This is a genomic window from Nonomuraea sp. NPDC049419 (assembly GCF_040676995.1).
GTDB classification, from domain to species: Bacteria; Actinomycetota; Actinomycetes; order Streptosporangiales; family Streptosporangiaceae; genus Nonomuraea; species Nonomuraea salmonea.
Window position 1 is genome coordinate 1 of the sequence record NZ_JBFAQB010000007.1, and the last position, 15,574, is coordinate 15,574.

Here is a 15,574-nt window from a genome sequence, read left to right on the forward strand (position 1 = left end):
CCCGTCGTCGCGACGGGCATGGGCCGCGGCGTCCGTCAGGTGCGCTTCCAGAAGGGGCCGCGCCGGCCTCCCTCGCCGGGGGCGCCCGGGGTGCCCGGAGCTCCGGGGTCGCCCGCCGGCCTCGGGTCGATCGCCGAGCGTGGGTCTCCCGCCGGGGGCGGGGGAGTGGGGCCGGTCAGGGCTGTGAGGACCTCGATGGCGCGGGCGTGCAGGGCGTGGGCGTCCGCGCCAGGACGCTCGGCCGCCGCCAGCTCCGCCGCCAGGCGTTCCAACTGCTCGTTCCCTCCGAGGTACGCCGCCAGCGCCGCCAGCCGGGTGCCCAGGTCGGCCAGGTAGAGCAGGTCGGGTGCGGGCAGGGCCTTGAGGCGGTCGAGCTCGGCCGCGAGCTGGGGACGTACCGACTCCAGACGCCCGCCGGCCGCCCGCCCGCGGCCCCGGCGCGGCCCGCCGGGAGCCATCGGCATGGGCGCCGGCGAGGGAGGCAGGGCGCCGCCGTCCTGCGGCCCTCCGGCGAGGAAGCCCCACTCCATCTCCATCCCGCCCGCGCCGCTCAGCCCGGGCTGCGGCGTCCGCATCCTGGCCGGGCTCGCCGGTGCGGCGGCCAGCATGACGTTCGCCCCGAAGGCGCCCATCCCGGGCGACTGCGGCGGCTCCCACCCGCTCGGCGGCTCGACCGGCTGGATGACGCGGTGCTGTGGCCCCTCGCCGGCGACCTGCCGGGTGTCCACCGCCACGTACGCGGTGAACCGGCAGAGCACGCCGTGCTCCAGCGAGGTGCGCACGATGCGCTCCTCCAGGTCGTGCTCGCCCATGGCGTACCGGTCCTCCAGCTCGCGCAGGTGAGCGCGGGCCCACACGGCTCTGATGGCCGGATTGTCCACCGTGACACCGTCCACGCGCTCCTCCCACGGCCCCTGCGCGGTCAGCCCCCGCACGGTCACCGACGAGCCCTCGCGACAGCGCCCGTACGCGCGCAGCGGCACCCCCGGGAAGATCGACCCCAGGTGGGTGACGGTCTCCGGCTCGATCTCCAGGCCCTTGAGCGCCAGGTCGGTGACCAGAGGAGCGCCGATCCTGCGATGGATGTGCTCCATGGCCGCGTCCAGCCGGTCCTCCGACTCGACCAGCTCGCACCGGCCCGCGCCGAGCCCCGCGAGACGGCCGAGGAACCCGGCGTTCACCGCCCTGTCGATGCCCACCGCGTGCACCCGCATGGCCGACAGCGCGCCGCCCGCCTGCTCCAGGATCTGGTCCTCGTTGCCGACCTGCCCGTCGGTGACGAGCACGACGACCCGCTCACGGCCCTCCGTACGGCCGTCGAGCAGCGCGACGGCCCGCCGCAGCGGCTCCAGCAGCTCGGTGCCGCCCCGGGCGTCCACCCTCGAGAGGTGCTCGACCGCGCGGTAACGGTTGCGGTCGGACGCTTCCGCCAGCCCCTCGAACGCCTCCTCGACCACCGAGTCGAACGTCAGCACCGCGAATCTGTCGTGCGCGGTCAGCGTGTCGACGATGCGCGCGGCGGCCCGGCGGGCGCAGACCATCTTCCAGCCGCCCATGCTGCCCGAGCGGTCGAGCAGCAGCACCAGGTCGCGGGGCGTGCGGGTGCCCTCCAGCGGCGGTGGCAGCACGGTCAGCGCGAACGTGCCCTGCCCGTCCACCTGCAGAGCCGTGGAAGCCGCGAACGTCAGCCGCAGCACCAAGTCGCGGTCCAGCCGCTCGCCGGGGCGCAGGCGTACCGTGCCGCCCTCCTCCTCGACGACGTGCAGGCTGGAGGCTAGCTCGCGCAGTTCCAGCCCGGCCGCGTCCACGGTGGCCGTCAGCGACAGGCGTACGGGGTTGGGGAAGCCGGGCAGCAGCACCGGCGGGCTGATCCTGGAGGCGTCGGGCACGGCGTCGGTGTCGGGCGCCACGCCGTCGCCGGCCGGCGGGCCGTCGATCGGGCGGCCGGGGATGTAGCGCGGTGCCACGACCAGCGGGAACCTGAACGTGGCGGCGCCGTCCTCGTACGGCAGCGGCTGGCTCATGCTCAGGCGCACCGAGACGCGCTCGCCGGGCAGGATGTTGCCCACCCTGATCGTGAACACGTCGGGCCGGTCCTCCTCGGCGATCGCCGCCCGCCTGCCCTCGCGCAGCGCCCGGTCGTAGTCGGCCCTGGCCTGGCCGCGCTCCTTGAGCACGCCCTCGACGACCCGGTCGTCGGCCTCCATGCGGAAGCCGGTCACCGCCGCCCTGTCGGGCAGCGGGAAGACGTAGGTGGCCTCAAGCGTCACGTCGTACGGGTTCGTGAACCCCTGGGTGACCTCGACCCCGGCGATCAGGCCCGAGATGGCGGCGGTCACGTCGACGCTCTCCAGCGGCAGGTTGCCGCGCTCGGTCAGCAGCGCGCCGAACCCGGCGTCCGGCACCGGCAGGCACCGCGCGGGCTCCAGCGAAGTGATCTTCATGTCAGCTTCCTCTCTTCGAGCACCGCGAGCAGCGGCCCGGCCGCCGCCAGCACCGCCTGAACGTCCTCATCCGACAGCGCCCGCCTCCCGTCGAGCACCAACCGCACCCCATCGCCCAGCCTGATCCCCGTGACGACTCCGGCCGCCGGTCCCGGCCCATCAGCGCCGGCGGCGGACCCCTCCGGTGGGCTACCCGGCCGCTCAGCCCAGAAGCGCGCCCGCTCCCCGTCTCCTGCGACGGCCGGGGCGGGGTCGGGGCGGGGGAGCGACCCGTTGAGGCCGGACGCCTGCTCCAGGGTGTGGTCGGTGGCGCCGGTCAGGGCGGTCTGGATCTCGGCGATCGAGTGGCCGGCGGCCTGCATGCGCTTGACCGCCACGAGCTGCAGGAGGTGGCGGCGGCCGTAGCGGGCGATCCTGCCGCGCCGGGTGAGCGGCGGGTCGAGCAGCCCGATCGTCGTATACCACCTGATCAGCCGCTCCCCGGGAACGTCACGGACCCGTCCGTTGGCTGCGTGCCCGGCGGCCGCCGCGCCGTCGCGCAGCGCGCGGGCCGCGTGCTCGGCCAGCTCGCCGATCGTCCAGGTCTCGCTCATGCCTCCCACAATGACACTGTCATAGTTACAGTGTCAACGTGCTCGTGTGGCGGAAGAACCGCAGGCCGAAAACCGTTCTAAATGTGTAAAAGCCGACCTCCGGGGAGGAAAGTACGCATGGCTACAATCACCGGACCACTCACGGGCGACGCCAAGAACACCGTCGTCGAGGCCCTCCAGGGCGCACTGGTCGATCTCATCGATCTGTCCCTGGTCGCCAAGCAGTCCCACTGGAACCTCATCGGCTCCCACTTCCGCCCCATCCATCTGCAGCTCGACGAGGTCACCGACCTCGCCAGGACCCATATGGACACCATCGCCGAGCGCGTGGTGGCCCTGGGAGCCAACCCGGACGGCCGCGCCGCGACCGTCTCCCGCGAGACCAAGCTCCAGCAGCCGGACGGCGGCTGGCTGGAGGACGGCAAGGTCGTGGCGACCATGACCGACATCCTGGGCGGCGTCAGCAAGCGCATGTACGAGCGCATCGCGGCCACCGAGGAGGCCGACCCGGTCAGCCAGGACCTGCTCATCGCCGTGGCGCAGGACGTCGACAAGCAGCACTGGATGTTCCAGGCGCAGCGCTGATCCGAAGGCGCGTGCGACGAAGGAGAGCCCGGGCGTACGGCCCGGGCTTTCGTGTGCCCGGAGCCGTCCACGTCGGGGCGCTGGCGAGGTTTGCGGAGAGTTTGGTTTCGCGAGTCCCTGCCATTCATGTCGGTGCGGTCGACTAGCGTGGCACCTAGAGGGAGGCCCCACGATGTCGCACAAGACTCTTCTCCGCACGGGCCCGCTCTTGCCGGGCGGCATCAGCCCGTACGGTCCGCTCGGACTTCCGGGCCCCGACGGCCTGGCGCTGCCCCCTGGGTTCACCGGCCGGGTGGTGGCCCGCAGCGGTCACAAGGTCGCCGGCCTGACCTGGCACGCGGCCCCCGACGGCGGCGCCTGTTTCCCCGACGGCGCCGGCTGGATCTACGTCTCCAACTCCGAGCTGCCCCTGCTCGGCGGGGCGTCGGCGCTGCGCTTCAGGGCCGACGGCAGCATCGGCGACGCCTACCGCATCCTGTCGGGCACCGACCTCAACTGCGCGGGCGGCGCCACGCCGTGGCACACGTGGCTGTCGTGCGAGCTCGGCCACCGCGGGCGCGTCTTCGAATGCGACCCCTACGGCGCCCGCGCCGCGCGTCCCCGGCTGGCGATGGGCCGCTTCAAGCACGAGGCCGCCGCCTGCGACCCGGAGCGGCGGGTCATCTACATGACCGAGGACGAGCCCGACGGCTGCTTCTACCGGTTCAGGCCGGGCGACTGGGGCGACCTGACGGAGGGCACGCTCGAGGTGCTGTGCTCGTCGGGCCGCTGGCAGGCGGTGCCGTCGCCGGCCGCGCTGCTCAAGGAGGCCCGCCACCAGGTCGAGGACGCCCGCCACTTCGACGGCGGCGACGGCTGCCACTACGCCGGCGGGGTGTGCTACTTCACGACCAAGGGCGACACCGGGCTGTGGGCGTACGACGCGCAGACCGCCACGCTCGACCGGCTGTGCGAGGGAGTGCGGGCCATCACCGCCGCGCCGTCCGGTGACCTCTACGTCGCCAGAGAGCGCGCCGAGATCGACGTGATCGCGCCCGACCGGGCGGTCACCCCGTTCCTGCGTCTGGAGGGCCACCACGGGGCCGAGCTGACCGGGCTCGCGTTCTCGCCCAGCGGTGAGCGCCTCTACTTCTCGGCCAGGCGCGGCCGCACCGAGGGCCACACCTTCGAGGTGACGGGCCCCTTCCGTCCCTGAGCGCTCAGGCGAGGCCGAGGGTCCACATCTCCTCGACCACGCTCAGGCGAGGTCGAGGGACCACTTCTCCTCGACCACGCTCAGGCGAGGTCGAGGGTCCACATCTCCTCGACCAGCTCGACCCCGTTCTCCGAGCCCTTCTCCGCCGACTCCAGCTCGAACCCGGCCGCCCCGTAGATGCGCCGCGCGCTGGTCAGGCAGTCGCGGGTCCACAGCGTGACGCGCCGGTAGCCCTCGTCGCGGGCGTGCCGTACGCATTCCTCGACCAGCCGCCGCCCGATGCCGAGGCCGCGCGCGGACGGCTCGACCAGCAACAGCCGCAGCTTCGCCGTCTCGTCGTCCTGCCGCATGCAGAAGACGCAGCCGGCCCGCTCGCCGTTCACCTCGGCGATCCACCCGGCGTCGCGGGCGGGGTCGAAGCCGGCCACGATGCCGGCGACGAGCTGCTCGAACGCGGTGCCCCAGCCGTACTCGGCGCTGTAGAGCACGCCGTGCCGGTAGGCGACCCAGCCGAGGTCGCCGGTGCGCGGGGGCCTGATCACGTACGAGCGGGGCTCGCGCGCCCCGTCGAGCACCTGCCTGATCGCCGCCATGCCGCCGACCAGCCGCGCCTGGTCCTCCTCGGCCAGCTCGCCGAGCAGCTGCGCGATCTCCTCGCCCGAGCGCCGGTCGAGTGCCGCGAAGACCTCGGCCCCGCCGGGGGTGAGCCGGACGAGTTGCTTGCGCGCGTCGGAGGCCGAGCGCTCGCGCTCCACGAGCCCGTCGTTCTCGAAGCGGGTCAGGATGCGGCTGAGGTAGCCGGCGTCGAGGCCGAGCAGGCCGCGCAGCTCCCCGGTCTCGACCCGGTCGGTCTGCGCCAGCTCGAACAGCACGCGTGCTTCGGTCAGCGAGTACGGCGAGTCGTGCACACCCGCCTGGAGCACGCCGATCACCTTCGTATAGAACCGGTTGAAGGCTCTGATCTCGGCAACCCTTGCCTCTGTCAACGAACTCATTGCTTCAGTCAACCATAGGAGGATCCCCGCTGTGAAGCACCTGCGGATAGGCGGATACGGCCCGGGCATCGTCACGATCGATGACGGAAAGGAGCACGGCCTCGCGCGGGTGACGGCGCCGTCCTTCCTCGCCGCCCACCCCACGCTCCCGGTGCTGTACGCCGCGGGCGAGCTCGAACGCGGCTGGCTCACCGCCTTCGAGGCCACCAGCGAGCTGACCCCCTTCGACGAGCGCCCGAGCGAGGGCCACAGCCCCTGCCACGTCGCCCTCGACCCCACCGGCAGGCTGCTCGCGGCAGCCAACTACGGCGACGGCACGGCGGTCGTGTACCACCTCGACGAGCGCGGCGCGTTCGCGGGCGAGCCGCTCGTGCTGCGCAACGAGGGCTCGGGGCCCGACGCGGAGCGCCAGGAGGGCCCGCACGCCCACCAGTGCGTCTTCCACGACGGCCTGCTGCACGTCTCCGACCTCGGCACCGACGAGATCCGCCGCTACCGCCCCGACGGCACCCGGCTGGAGCCGATCATGCTGAGTCCCGGCACAGGCCCGCGCCACTTCGCGTTCGCCGGCGACCGCCTGTACGTCGCGGGCGAGCTCGACGGCACCGTCACGCTCATCGACGGCGAACGCCGCACCAGCGTGCCCGCCTCCCGGCAGGAGGGGGCCAACGCTCCCTCCCACCTCCAGCTCGACGGTGACTTCGTCTACGTCGCCAACCGCGGCCCCAACACCGTCTCGGTGCTGCGCGCCGGCGACCTGTCACACGTGGCCGAGGTGCCGACCGGCGGCGACTGGCCCCGGCATTTCGCCATCGACGGCGAGCACATGTACGTGGCCAACCAGTACGCGAACACGGTCACCCGCTTCACCCTGCGCGACGGGGTGCCCGCGCCGGACGGGGAGGCGTACGAGGTGGACAGCCCGGCCTGCGTCCTGGTCATGTAAGGACTTCACCAAGTCACGGCCGGAGGAGGCACGCCACGCCGACCATGGGCGCGTGCGCAAGGTGCTACTCGTCGTCCTCCTGCTTGCCGCCGGCTGCGGCGAGCCTCCTCCCGCCGCGCCCCGGCCCGTCGCGCCGCCCGCTCCGATCGTGGGGGCGGACGTGCAGGAGTCCTGGCGGATCCACCAGCTCGGCGCCGAGCACGAGATCGAGGGGTACGCCGACCGGGTGAGCGTGCTGCCCGGCGAGCCGCTGCGGCTGCACGTCTCCACGACCGCGCCGCGCTTCACCGCCCGCGCCTTCCGCATGGGCGCCAACCCGGCGAAGGTGTGGGAGTCCGACCCGGTCAAGGGGGTGCGCCAGGCGCCCGCCAAGCTCGTGGACGGCACCGTCACCGCCGCCCACTGGACGCCGTCGCTGACCGTGGACACCGACGGCTGGCCCGAAGGCTCGTACCTCATCAGGCTCGACGCCTCCACCGGCGCCCAGCGCTACGTGCCCGTCACCGTGCGCTCGGCCTCCACCGCGGGCCGCGTCGTCCTGGTGAACGCGGTCACCACCTGGCAGGCGTACAACCTGTGGGGCGGGCGCAGCCTCTACCAGGGCCCCGGCGGGTACGCGGACCGCTCCCGCGCCGTGACCTTCGACCGGCCGTACGACCGCAGCGGCGCCCGCCTCTTCCTCGACTTCGAGAGTGAGGCGCTGGCGGTGGCCGAGCAGAGCGGGGTGCCGCTGGCGTACCTGACGAACCTCGACCTCGTCCCCGGCGCGCTCGACGGCGCCCGCGCGGTGATCTCGCTCGGGCACGACGAGTACTGGTCGCCCGGCATGCGCCAGGTCGTCACGCGGGCCAGGGACAGCGGCACCAACCTCGCCTTCCTCGGCGCGAACGCCGTCTACTGGCGCATCGCCGTGCACGGCAGGACGGTGGCCTGCGACAAGGAGCGCGACTGCCGGCTCTGGCGCGAGACCCGGCCGGAGAGCGCGCTGGTGGGGCAGATGTACGAGTGCTTCCCCGCCGAGGGCGTCTACCGGGTCAGCAGGCCCGACCACTGGATCTTCGCCGGGACCAAGGGGCGCAGCTTCCCCGGGCTCGTCGGCGTGGAGACCGACCGGGTGTCGCGCGGCTCGCCCGACGGGGTGCAGGTGCTGGCCGAGTCGCCGTTCTCGTGCGGCGGGCGGCGCAGCGTCACCCACAGCACCTACTACACGGCGCCCAGCGGGGCCGGGGTGTTCGCGTCGGGCACGATGCGGTGGGTGTGCGGGCTGCGCGGCAAGCGCTGCGGCCACGGCGTCACCGACTCCGCCGCCGCCTTCACCCGCCGCGCCACCTTGAACCTCCTGACCCGCTTCGCCCGGGGCCCCGCGGCCGAACCCTGACCGGTTGTCGTGCCTCAGGCGGGGTGGGCGGCGGTGCGGGCCAGGTTCACCGCGGCCCGCCAGCGGGCGTAGGCGGCCTCGTCACGCTCGCCGGGCTCGAACCGGCGGTCGAGGCGCCAAGTCTCGCGCAGCTCGGCCTGCGAGGCCCACACGCCCGCCCCCAGGCCGGCCAGGAAGGCCGCGCCCAGCGCCGTGGTCTCCTGGACGGCGGGGCGCTCGACGGCGGTGCCGAGCTGGTCGGCCTGGACCTGCATGAGCAGGTCGTTGGCGCTGGCCCCGCCGTCGGCCTTGAGCACCTGCACCGACCCGGCCGTCATCGACTCCACCACGTCGCGCACCTCGAACGCGATGGCCTCCAGCGTCGCCCTGACCAGGTGAGCCCGGGTCGTGCCGCGCGTGATGCCGGTGATCAGCCCGCGCGCCTCGGGCTCCCAGTGCGGCGCGCCGAGCCCGGTCAGCGCGGGCACGAACACCACCCCGCCGCTGTCGGCCACCGTACGCGCCAGCGCCTCGGACTCCGGCGCCGAGCCGATCAGCCCCAGCCCGTCGCGCAGCCACTGCACCGCAGCCCCGGTGACGAAGATCGACCCTTCCAGCGCGAACGTGCGCTCACCGGCGGGCGTCTGCCAGGCCACCGTGGTCAGCAGCCCGTTCTCCGGCCTGGCGATCTTCTCGCCGAGGTTCGCCAGCACGAACGAGCCGGTGCCGTAGGTGCACTTCACGTCGCCCACGTCGAAGCACGTCTGCCCGAACAGCGCCGCCTGCTGGTCACCGGCGACCCCGCTGATCGGCAGGTCGAGCCCGAGGAAGGAGGACGGGTCGGTCCGGCCGAGCGGCCCGAAGTTGGGCACGATCTCCGGCAGCGCCGGCTCGGGCACGCCGAACAGCTCGCACAGCTCCGGCTCCCACCCGCCGGACGCGAGCCCGTACAGGAGGGTGCGCGAGGCGTTGGACGGGTCGGTGACGTGCCGCGCGCCCGCCGTCAGCCGGGCGATGAGGTACGAGTCCACCGTCCCCACGGCGACGGCCCCCGACGTGACGCCCGCCCACACGCCGGGGTCGTGCTCGGCCAGCCAGGTGAGCTTGGTGGCGGTGAAGTAGGGGTCGAGCCGCAGACCGGTCAGCTCGCTCACCCGCGGCTCGTGCCCCGCGTCGCGCAGCCGCCCGCACAGGCCCGCGGTGCGGCGGTCCTGCCAGACGATGGCCCGGCGCGGCGCGGCCAGCGTGTGGCGGTCCCACAGGACGGCGGTCTCGCGCTGGTTGGTGATGCCGACGCAGGACGGCCGCAGCGAGGTGCCGCGCAGCGCGGCGGCGCAGGCCGACAGCGTGGCCTGCCAGATGTCCTCGGGGTTGTGCTCGACCTGGCCCGGCTCGGGGAAGTGCTGGGCGAACTCCTCGTACCCCTTGCTCGCGACGCTTCCGTCCTCCGTGACGACGAGCGCCGTCACTCCCGTCGTCCCGGCGTCGATGGCCAACACGGTCACGGACATTCCTCCTCTAACGATCACGACACGACCGGGCGCCCAGGTTTAATTCCGCAGCCTCGCGTTTGGTCTAGACCACTGCGTGTGATGCCGGGCACAATGCGAGTCTGACATCAGGTCTGGTTCGTGACCCCTATCGGGAGGAACCCGCCATGCGTATTGGAGTGCTCACCGGAGGCGGCGACTGCCCCGGGCTCAACGCCGTCATCAGGGCAGTGGTGCGTAAGGGGGTGAGCGTCTACGGGCACGAGTTCGTCGGCTTCCGTGACGGCTGGCGCGGCCCCCTAGAAGGCGACACGATGCCACTGGACATTCAAGCCGTACGCGGCATCCTGCCGCGCGGAGGCACCATTCTGGGCTCTTCCCGCACCAACCCGATCAAGATCGAGGGCGGTGTCGACCGGATCAAGGAGAATCTCGCCGCGACCGGCGTCGACGCGCTGATCGCCATCGGCGGCGAGGACACCCTGGGAGTCGCCAAGCAACTCTACGACCGTGACGTCCACGTGGTTGGCGTGCCCAAGACCATCGACAACGACCTGTCCGGCACCGACTACACCTTCGGCTTCGACACCGCCGTCAACATCGCGACGGAGGCCATCGACCGGCTGCACACCACCGCCGAGTCCCACCACCGGGCGCTCATCTGCGAGGTCATGGGCCGCCACGCCGGCTGGATCGCGCTGCACGCGGGTATGGCGGGCGGCGCCAACGTCATCCTCATCCCGGAGAAGCCGTTTGACATCGACCGGGTCTGCGAATACGTCGAGTCCCGCTTCCGCACCCGCTACTCGCCGATCATCGTGGTCGCCGAGGGCGCACACCCCGTCGAGGGGCAGATGGAGCTGCAGACGGGCACGCTCGACGCGTTCGGGCACGTCCGGCTGGGCGGCATCGGCGAGGTGCTGGCCAAGGAGATCGAGAAGCGCACCGGCAAGGAGGCCCGCACCACCGTGCTCGGCCACATCCAGCGCGGCGGCACCCCGACGGCCTACGACCGGGTGCTGGCCACCAGGTTCGGGCTGCAGGCCATCGACGCGGCCCACGAGGGCGACTTCGGCAAGATGGTCGCGCTGCGCGGCACCGACATCATCCGCGTCGGGCTCGACGAGGCCACGGCCGAGCTGAAGACCGTGCCGGTCGAGCGCTACTCCGAGGCCGAGGTGTTCTTCGGCTGAATGTAAGCCGGTTGCAAGCGGGCGGCCGTACCGTCGAGGGCAGCGGGGTCATCCGCTACAACCCCCTCGGGGTACGGCTTGCGTCGCGTCACGTCGGCGGCCCACCTGTGCGCCGCAAGCCGTACCCATGACATAGCTCAACCGCGGGGCGTGCCGAAGAGATCCACCTCCGGCGCGCCCTCGGCGTTTCCGCGGCGCAACCGCTCCTTGAACTCCGCCTCGCTGCGCAGCTCCTTCTCCGACGGCGACAGGACGACGGCGAGCAGCAGTCCCACCGTGACCAGGCTGATGCCGACGATGAGCGGCAGCAGGAAGTCGATGCCCTGAGCGCCGGCCACCGGCACCATGTCCGAGTGGGTCCGCACCGACATCGACGCCATGCCGGTGTAGTGCATGCCGGCCACCGCGATGCCCATGACGAGCGCGGCGCCGCCGATCTTCAGCGCGCCGGTCACCCGCAGCGCGAACCACAGCGCCGCCGTCGCCGCCGCCACCGCGATGAGCACCGACAGCGCGACGACGGGCGGGTCGTAGGAGACGTGGCCTGACATGTTCATCGCGGCCATGCCCAGGTAGTGCATGCCGGCCACGCCTGCGCCGGTCAGCACGCCGCCCGCGATCAGGCGGTTCGGCCGCTCGCCGCCGTGCGAGGCGAGGAACAGGCCGGCGCCCACGACGACGATCGCGAGCAGCGCCGACGCCACGGTGAGCGGCACGTCGTAGCGGATCACCGAGCCGGGCGCGGAGAAGCCCAGCATGGCGATGAAGTGCATGGTCCAGATGCCGGTGCCGCCGATCGCGACGGCCGCGCCGGCCAGCCAGTACTTGCCCTCACGGCCGCCGGTGAGCCGGGCCCGCGCGGTCAGCAGCAATCCCAGCATCGAGCCCATGCTGGAGACGGCGTAGGCGAGTACGGGCGTCAGCAGCCCGTGCGAGAAATGATCGATCGGCGACATGCCCCACCCATCCCCTTACCGCATCGATGAGGGGAGTATGAGTGGGGCTCAGCTCTTTGCGCAAGTATCAGCAGGCACGGCCTTCCGCCGCGCCTGCTCACGCCTCGTGCGTTTCTCCCTAGCGGCGCCTGCCCCTGGATCGCGCGGGCTGCTGGCGGGGCGCCGGGGCCGGCTGCGGCTGGGCCGGCTGCGTCGGCGGCATCGGCTGCGGGCGGCCGTGCGTCGGCTGCATCGGCTGCTGGCGGCCCTGCATCGGCTGCGGCCGGCCGGGCACGGGAGCGGCCAGCGGCGCCGGGTAGGCGGCCGGCTGCTCCTGTTGCTCGGCGTTGCGCCGGCGCAGCTCGAGCTTGGCGAGCAGCTCGGCGTCCTCGGTGAGCTCCTCCTCCGACGGGGACAGGATCACCATGAGCAGCATGGTCAGGGTGATCAGGCTGATGACGGTCATGAGCGGGACGAGGAAGTCCAGCGCGTCGGCGCCAGGGACGTCGCCGATCACCGGGTCGACCGTGACGTGCATGGCGTACATGCCGGTGTAGTGCATGCCGGCCACCGCGACGCCCATGACGAGCGCGGCGCCGGTGATCCAGATGGGCTTCCTGACCCGGGTGGTGAACCAGAGCGCGACCGTGGCCGCCACCACCGCGATCGCGACGGAGACGCCGACGAGCACGCGGTCGTAGGAGACGTGGGCGGACATGTTCATCGCGTACATGCCGAGATAGTGCATGGAGGCCACGCCGAGCCCCGTGAGCAGGCCGCCCCCCAGCAGCGCAGGCCACCGGCCGCCGCCGTAGGAGACGAGGAACAGGCCGGTGCCGACGACCACGATGGCGACCAGGGCCGAGGCCGCGGTCAGCCAGACGTCGTACTTGATCTGGGTGCCCTCCACCTGGAAGCCCATCATGGCGATGAAGTGCATGACCCAGATGCCCGTGCCGCCGATGGAGACGGCCGCGCCCAGCAGCCAGCGCACGCGCGCTCCGCCGCGTGAAGCGTGCGCCTGCGCGGTCAGCCGCAGCCCGAGCATCGAGCCCATGCAGGACATGACGTAGGCAAGCAGCGGTGTGAGCAGTCCGTAGGTGAAGTGATCCACAGCGGAGGTCATCTATCGGTCCTTGCGATTTAGGGGTTCCCGGATTTTGCCATCCCGGATGTCCTATTCGCATGGATACTGCAACTATCTGTCAAATCGCACTGTCGGAAACATGAGAACTCCTCATAACTCTCTGGTGTGTAGGTACCGCCACAGAGTGAGGGCAGAGTGAGGCCAGAGTGAGGACGGTGAGGAGGACGCGGTGCGGACTAAACTCGATGGGTCGCGACGTTGCCATCAACGGTCGCGTTCCCCATCTTCCCCGGAGGTTTCACCATGACGATGTCCGCCCTGGGCGAGCCGTGCGTTCTGCTCAAGCTGGGCGAGATCGTCCTCAAGGGCAAGAATCGCGAGCTGTTCGAACGCCGCCTCATCGGCAATATCCGTGACGCGCTCCAGAGCGTCGGCATCCAGGTCGACGTCCGCAGGCGGCACGGCGTGGTCGCGATCTTCCTGCCCAAGGGCGCCACCGCCGAGCAGGCCGACGCCGTCGCGGAGCGGGTCGCCGACGTGCCAGGACTGGTCTGGATCCACCGCGCCTGGCGGGTCGCCAAAGACCCCGACACCGTGCTCAAGGCCGGTCTCGAGCTGGCCGGCGAGAGCGAGGCGGCCAAGCGCGGCGCCCCCTTCGCGGTCCGCTCCCGCCGCCGCGACAAGCGCTTCCCGCTCAGCTCCAACGAGCTCGACCGGTTCGTCGGCGGCGCCATCAACGACGAGTACAACCTGCCCGTCGACCTCAAGAACCCCGAGCTGACCATTTTCATCGAGGTCGACAGGGACGAGGTGTTCGTCTTCACCGGCGGCATCCCGGGCCAGGGCGGCCTGCCGGTCGGCAGCAGCGGGCGGGCGCTCGTGCTCATGTCGGGCGGCATCGACTCGCCGGTGGCCGCCTACCGCATGATGCGGCGCGGGCTCCACGTCGACTTCCTGCACTTCTCGGGCATCCCGTTCACCACCTCCGAGTCGATCTACAAGGCGTACGCGCTGGTCAAGAAGCTCGACCGGTTCCAGGGCAAGTCGCGCCTGTGGGTGGTGCCGTTCGGCAAGGCGCAGCAGTCGATCCGCACCTCCGGCCAGGACCGTCTGGCCGTGATCGCGCAGCGGCGGCTCATGCTCAAGACCGCCGAAGAGGTCGCCCACCGCATCCGCGCCTCCGCGCTGATCACCGGCGACGCGCTCGGCCAGGTGTCGTCCCAGACGCTGGCCAACATCACCGCCCAGGACAACGCCGTCGACCTGCCGATCCTGCGGCCCCTCGTCGGGTGGGACAAGACGGAGATCATGACCGAGGCGCGGCGCATCGGCACGCTGGAGATCTCCGAGCTGCCCGACGAGGACTGCTGCTCGCTGCTCGCGCCCAAGCGGGCCGAGACGCGGGCCAAGATCGAGGACCTCAAGCAGATCGAGAAGCGGCTCGACGCCGAGGAGCTGTGCGTCCAGCTCGCCGACTCCATCCAGGAGTACACGCTCTGAGATCCGGGAGCACACGCAGGCTCTGAGATCCGGGAGTACACGCACGCTCTGAGCCGCTCCCCGGGCCCCGCGGTGGCGGGGCCCGGGGAGCGCTCGGCGGGGCGTCAGGCGGTGGCCGTTGCCCGGCCTGGCGTCAGGCGATGGCTGGGGCGGAGGTAGCGCCAGTGATCGTCAGGCGGTGACCGGGGTGGCGGTGACCGGGGTGGCGGCGGCCGTCCTGCCGAGCAGCGGCGGGAAGTCCGTCATGATCTGGGCGAGCTCGCCCAGGTCGGTGTCCACGAGTGCCTGCGGGCCGTCGCAGAGCGCCTGCTCGGGCTGCGGATGCACGTCGATGATCACGCCGTCCGCGCCCACCGCGAGGGCCGCCCTGGTCAGCGGCAGCACCAGGTCGCGCCGCCCGCCCGAGTGCGACGGGTCGACGATGACCGGCAGGTGCGACAGCCGCTGCGCCACCGGCACCGCCGAGACGTCGAGCGTGTTGCGGGTGGCCGTCTCGAACGTCCTGACGCCCCGCTCGCACAGCACGATGTCGAGGTTGCCGCGCTGCGCGATGTACTCGGCGGCCATCAGCCACTCCTCGATGGTGGCCGTCATGCCGCGCTTGAGCATCACCGGCCGCCCGGCCGCGCCGACCGCCTGCAGCAGCGCGAAGTTCTGCATGTTGCGGGTGCCGACCTGCAGCATGTCGGCGTAGGAGGCCACCAGCTCGACGTCACGGACGTCAACGACCTCCGTGACGATCGGCAGTCCCGTCTCCTCGCGCACGTCCGCCAGGATCCGCAGCCCCTTCTCACCGAGGCCCTGGAAGGCGTACGGGGAGGTGCGCGGCTTGAACGCACCGCCGCGCAGCAGCACCGCGCCGGCCGCCTGCGCCATCCGCGCCGCGTCGAGCGTCTGCCGGTGCGTCTCCACCGCGCACGGCCCCGCGATCAGCGTCACGGTGTCGGGACCGATGGGCACGCCGCCCACGTGCACGGTGGAACGTTCCGGATGATTCTCCCTGCTCACCAGCTTGTACGGCGTCGAGACCCGCATGACGTCCCGCACCCCGCCCATGCCGCGCAGGGCGGCGGCGTCGAGCTGCGTCACGTCGCCGACCAGGCCGACGATCGTCCTGCGCACGCCCTTGCTGACGAACGCCTCCACCCCGGCCGTCTCGACGACCGACACGATCGCCGCGAGATCGTCCGCGGTGGCCTCAGGGCCCATCACGATCACCATGTTGCCGCTCTCCTTCTCCGGAAAACACGAAAG

General features: G+C 72.0%; 13 protein-coding genes. 6 read left to right on the forward strand and 7 right to left on the reverse strand.

Annotated features, from left to right (window positions below; translation table 11 throughout):
* Positions 1-35: 35 nt before the first annotated feature.
* Both AB0K12_RS21925 and AB0K12_RS21930 read right to left on the reverse strand, forming a co-directional pair.
* Positions 36-2,444: a VIT domain-containing protein gene (locus tag AB0K12_RS21925; protein WP_364563992.1), complete on the reverse strand. Its 2,409-nt coding sequence runs from the start codon at positions 2,442-2,444 to the stop codon at positions 36-38.
* On the reverse strand, positions 2,441-3,037 hold the full coding sequence (locus tag AB0K12_RS21930) for a helix-turn-helix domain-containing protein (protein WP_364563995.1): 597 nt from the start codon (positions 3,035-3,037) through the stop codon (positions 2,441-2,443). Before AB0K12_RS21930 ends, AB0K12_RS21925 begins: the two co-directional genes overlap by 4 nt.
* 117 nt (positions 3,038-3,154) lie before the next feature.
* Between AB0K12_RS21930 and AB0K12_RS21935 the strand changes: the two genes are divergently transcribed.
* Both AB0K12_RS21935 and AB0K12_RS21940 read left to right on the forward strand, forming a co-directional pair.
* Positions 3,155-3,622 (forward strand): DNA starvation/stationary phase protection protein, encoded by a 468-nt coding sequence (locus AB0K12_RS21935; protein WP_364563998.1) that lies wholly within the window; start codon positions 3,155-3,157, stop codon positions 3,620-3,622.
* 172 nt (positions 3,623-3,794) lie between these two features.
* A complete protein-coding gene (locus AB0K12_RS21940) occupies positions 3,795-4,817 on the forward strand; it encodes an alkaline phosphatase PhoX (protein ID WP_364564001.1) in 1,023 nt (340 codons plus the stop codon).
* An 80-nt stretch (positions 4,818-4,897) separates the two neighbouring features.
* Here the strand turns inward: AB0K12_RS21940 and AB0K12_RS21945 are convergent, their stop codons facing one another.
* Positions 4,898-5,740, reverse strand: a complete 843-nt coding sequence (locus tag AB0K12_RS21945) for a helix-turn-helix domain-containing GNAT family N-acetyltransferase (protein WP_364564004.1) — start codon at positions 5,738-5,740, stop codon at positions 4,898-4,900.
* 103 nt (positions 5,741-5,843) lie between these two features.
* On the opposite strand from AB0K12_RS21945, the gene AB0K12_RS21950 reads away from it, so the two are divergent.
* Together AB0K12_RS21950 and AB0K12_RS21955 are read left to right on the forward strand one after the other, a co-directional pair.
* The gene (locus AB0K12_RS21950) at positions 5,844-6,758 is read left to right on the forward strand and encodes a beta-propeller fold lactonase family protein (protein ID WP_364564007.1); all 915 of its coding nucleotides are present in this window, start codon (positions 5,844-5,846) and stop codon (positions 6,756-6,758) included.
* 52 nt (positions 6,759-6,810) lie between these two features.
* A complete protein-coding gene (locus tag AB0K12_RS21955) occupies positions 6,811-8,136 on the forward strand; it encodes a N,N-dimethylformamidase beta subunit family domain-containing protein (RefSeq protein WP_364564010.1) in 1,326 nt (441 codons plus the stop codon).
* A 14-nt stretch (positions 8,137-8,150) separates the two neighbouring features.
* Here the strand turns inward: AB0K12_RS21955 and AB0K12_RS21960 are convergent, their stop codons facing one another.
* Complete coding sequence (locus tag AB0K12_RS21960; protein ID WP_364564013.1) at positions 8,151-9,620, reverse strand: glycerol kinase; 1,470 nt, start codon at positions 9,618-9,620, stop codon at positions 8,151-8,153.
* A 152-nt stretch (positions 9,621-9,772) separates the two neighbouring features.
* Between AB0K12_RS21960 and AB0K12_RS21965 the strand changes: the two genes are divergently transcribed.
* A complete protein-coding gene (locus tag AB0K12_RS21965; protein WP_355429403.1) occupies positions 9,773-10,798 on the forward strand; it encodes a 6-phosphofructokinase in 1,026 nt (341 codons plus the stop codon).
* A 137-nt stretch (positions 10,799-10,935) separates the two neighbouring features.
* Here AB0K12_RS21965 and AB0K12_RS21970 read toward each other — a convergent pair whose 3' ends face one another.
* Complete coding sequence (locus AB0K12_RS21970) at positions 10,936-11,754, reverse strand: MHYT domain-containing protein (RefSeq protein WP_364564017.1); 819 nt, start codon at positions 11,752-11,754, stop codon at positions 10,936-10,938.
* Positions 11,755-11,872: 118 nt separating this feature from the next.
* Positions 11,873-12,859, reverse strand: a complete 987-nt coding sequence (locus AB0K12_RS21975) for an MHYT domain-containing protein (RefSeq protein ID WP_364564020.1) — start codon at positions 12,857-12,859, stop codon at positions 11,873-11,875.
* 264 nt (positions 12,860-13,123) lie between these two features.
* Between AB0K12_RS21975 and thiI the strand changes: the two genes are divergently transcribed.
* Positions 13,124-14,320 carry a tRNA uracil 4-sulfurtransferase ThiI gene (thiI, locus tag AB0K12_RS21980; protein ID WP_364564023.1) on the forward strand — a complete coding sequence of 399 codons (1,197 nt, stop codon included), beginning with the start codon at positions 13,124-13,126 and terminating at the stop codon, positions 14,318-14,320.
* A 171-nt stretch (positions 14,321-14,491) separates the two neighbouring features.
* Here thiI and aroF read toward each other — a convergent pair whose 3' ends face one another.
* Positions 14,492-15,541: a 3-deoxy-7-phosphoheptulonate synthase gene (gene aroF / locus AB0K12_RS21985; RefSeq protein WP_364564026.1), complete on the reverse strand. Its 1,050-nt coding sequence runs from the start codon at positions 15,539-15,541 to the stop codon at positions 14,492-14,494.
* Positions 15,542-15,574 lie beyond the last annotated feature (33 nt).

Excerpts from the sequence above, each read along its gene's own strand:
- AB0K12_RS21925 (WP_364563992.1), bottom strand. The coding sequence starts at position 2,444 with ATGAAGATCACTTCGCTGGAGCCCGCGCGGTGCCTGCCGGTGCCGGAC.
- AB0K12_RS21930 (WP_364563995.1), bottom strand. The coding sequence starts at position 3,037 with ATGAGCGAGACCTGGACGATCGGCGAGCTGGCCGAGCACGCGGCCCGC.
- AB0K12_RS21935 (WP_364563998.1), top strand. The coding sequence starts at position 3,155 with ATGGCTACAATCACCGGACCACTCACGGGCGACGCCAAGAACACCGTC.
- AB0K12_RS21940 (WP_364564001.1), top strand. The coding sequence starts at position 3,795 with ATGTCGCACAAGACTCTTCTCCGCACGGGCCCGCTCTTGCCGGGCGGC.
- AB0K12_RS21965 (WP_355429403.1), top strand. The coding sequence starts at position 9,773 with ATGCGTATTGGAGTGCTCACCGGAGGCGGCGACTGCCCCGGGCTCAAC.
- AB0K12_RS21970 (WP_364564017.1), bottom strand. The coding sequence starts at position 11,754 with ATGTCGCCGATCGATCATTTCTCGCACGGGCTGCTGACGCCCGTACTC.
- AB0K12_RS21975 (WP_364564020.1), bottom strand. The coding sequence starts at position 12,859 with ATGACCTCCGCTGTGGATCACTTCACCTACGGACTGCTCACACCGCTG.
- thiI (WP_364564023.1), top strand. The coding sequence starts at position 13,124 with ATGACGATGTCCGCCCTGGGCGAGCCGTGCGTTCTGCTCAAGCTGGGC.
- aroF (WP_364564026.1), bottom strand. The coding sequence starts at position 15,541 with ATGGTGATCGTGATGGGCCCTGAGGCCACCGCGGACGATCTCGCGGCG.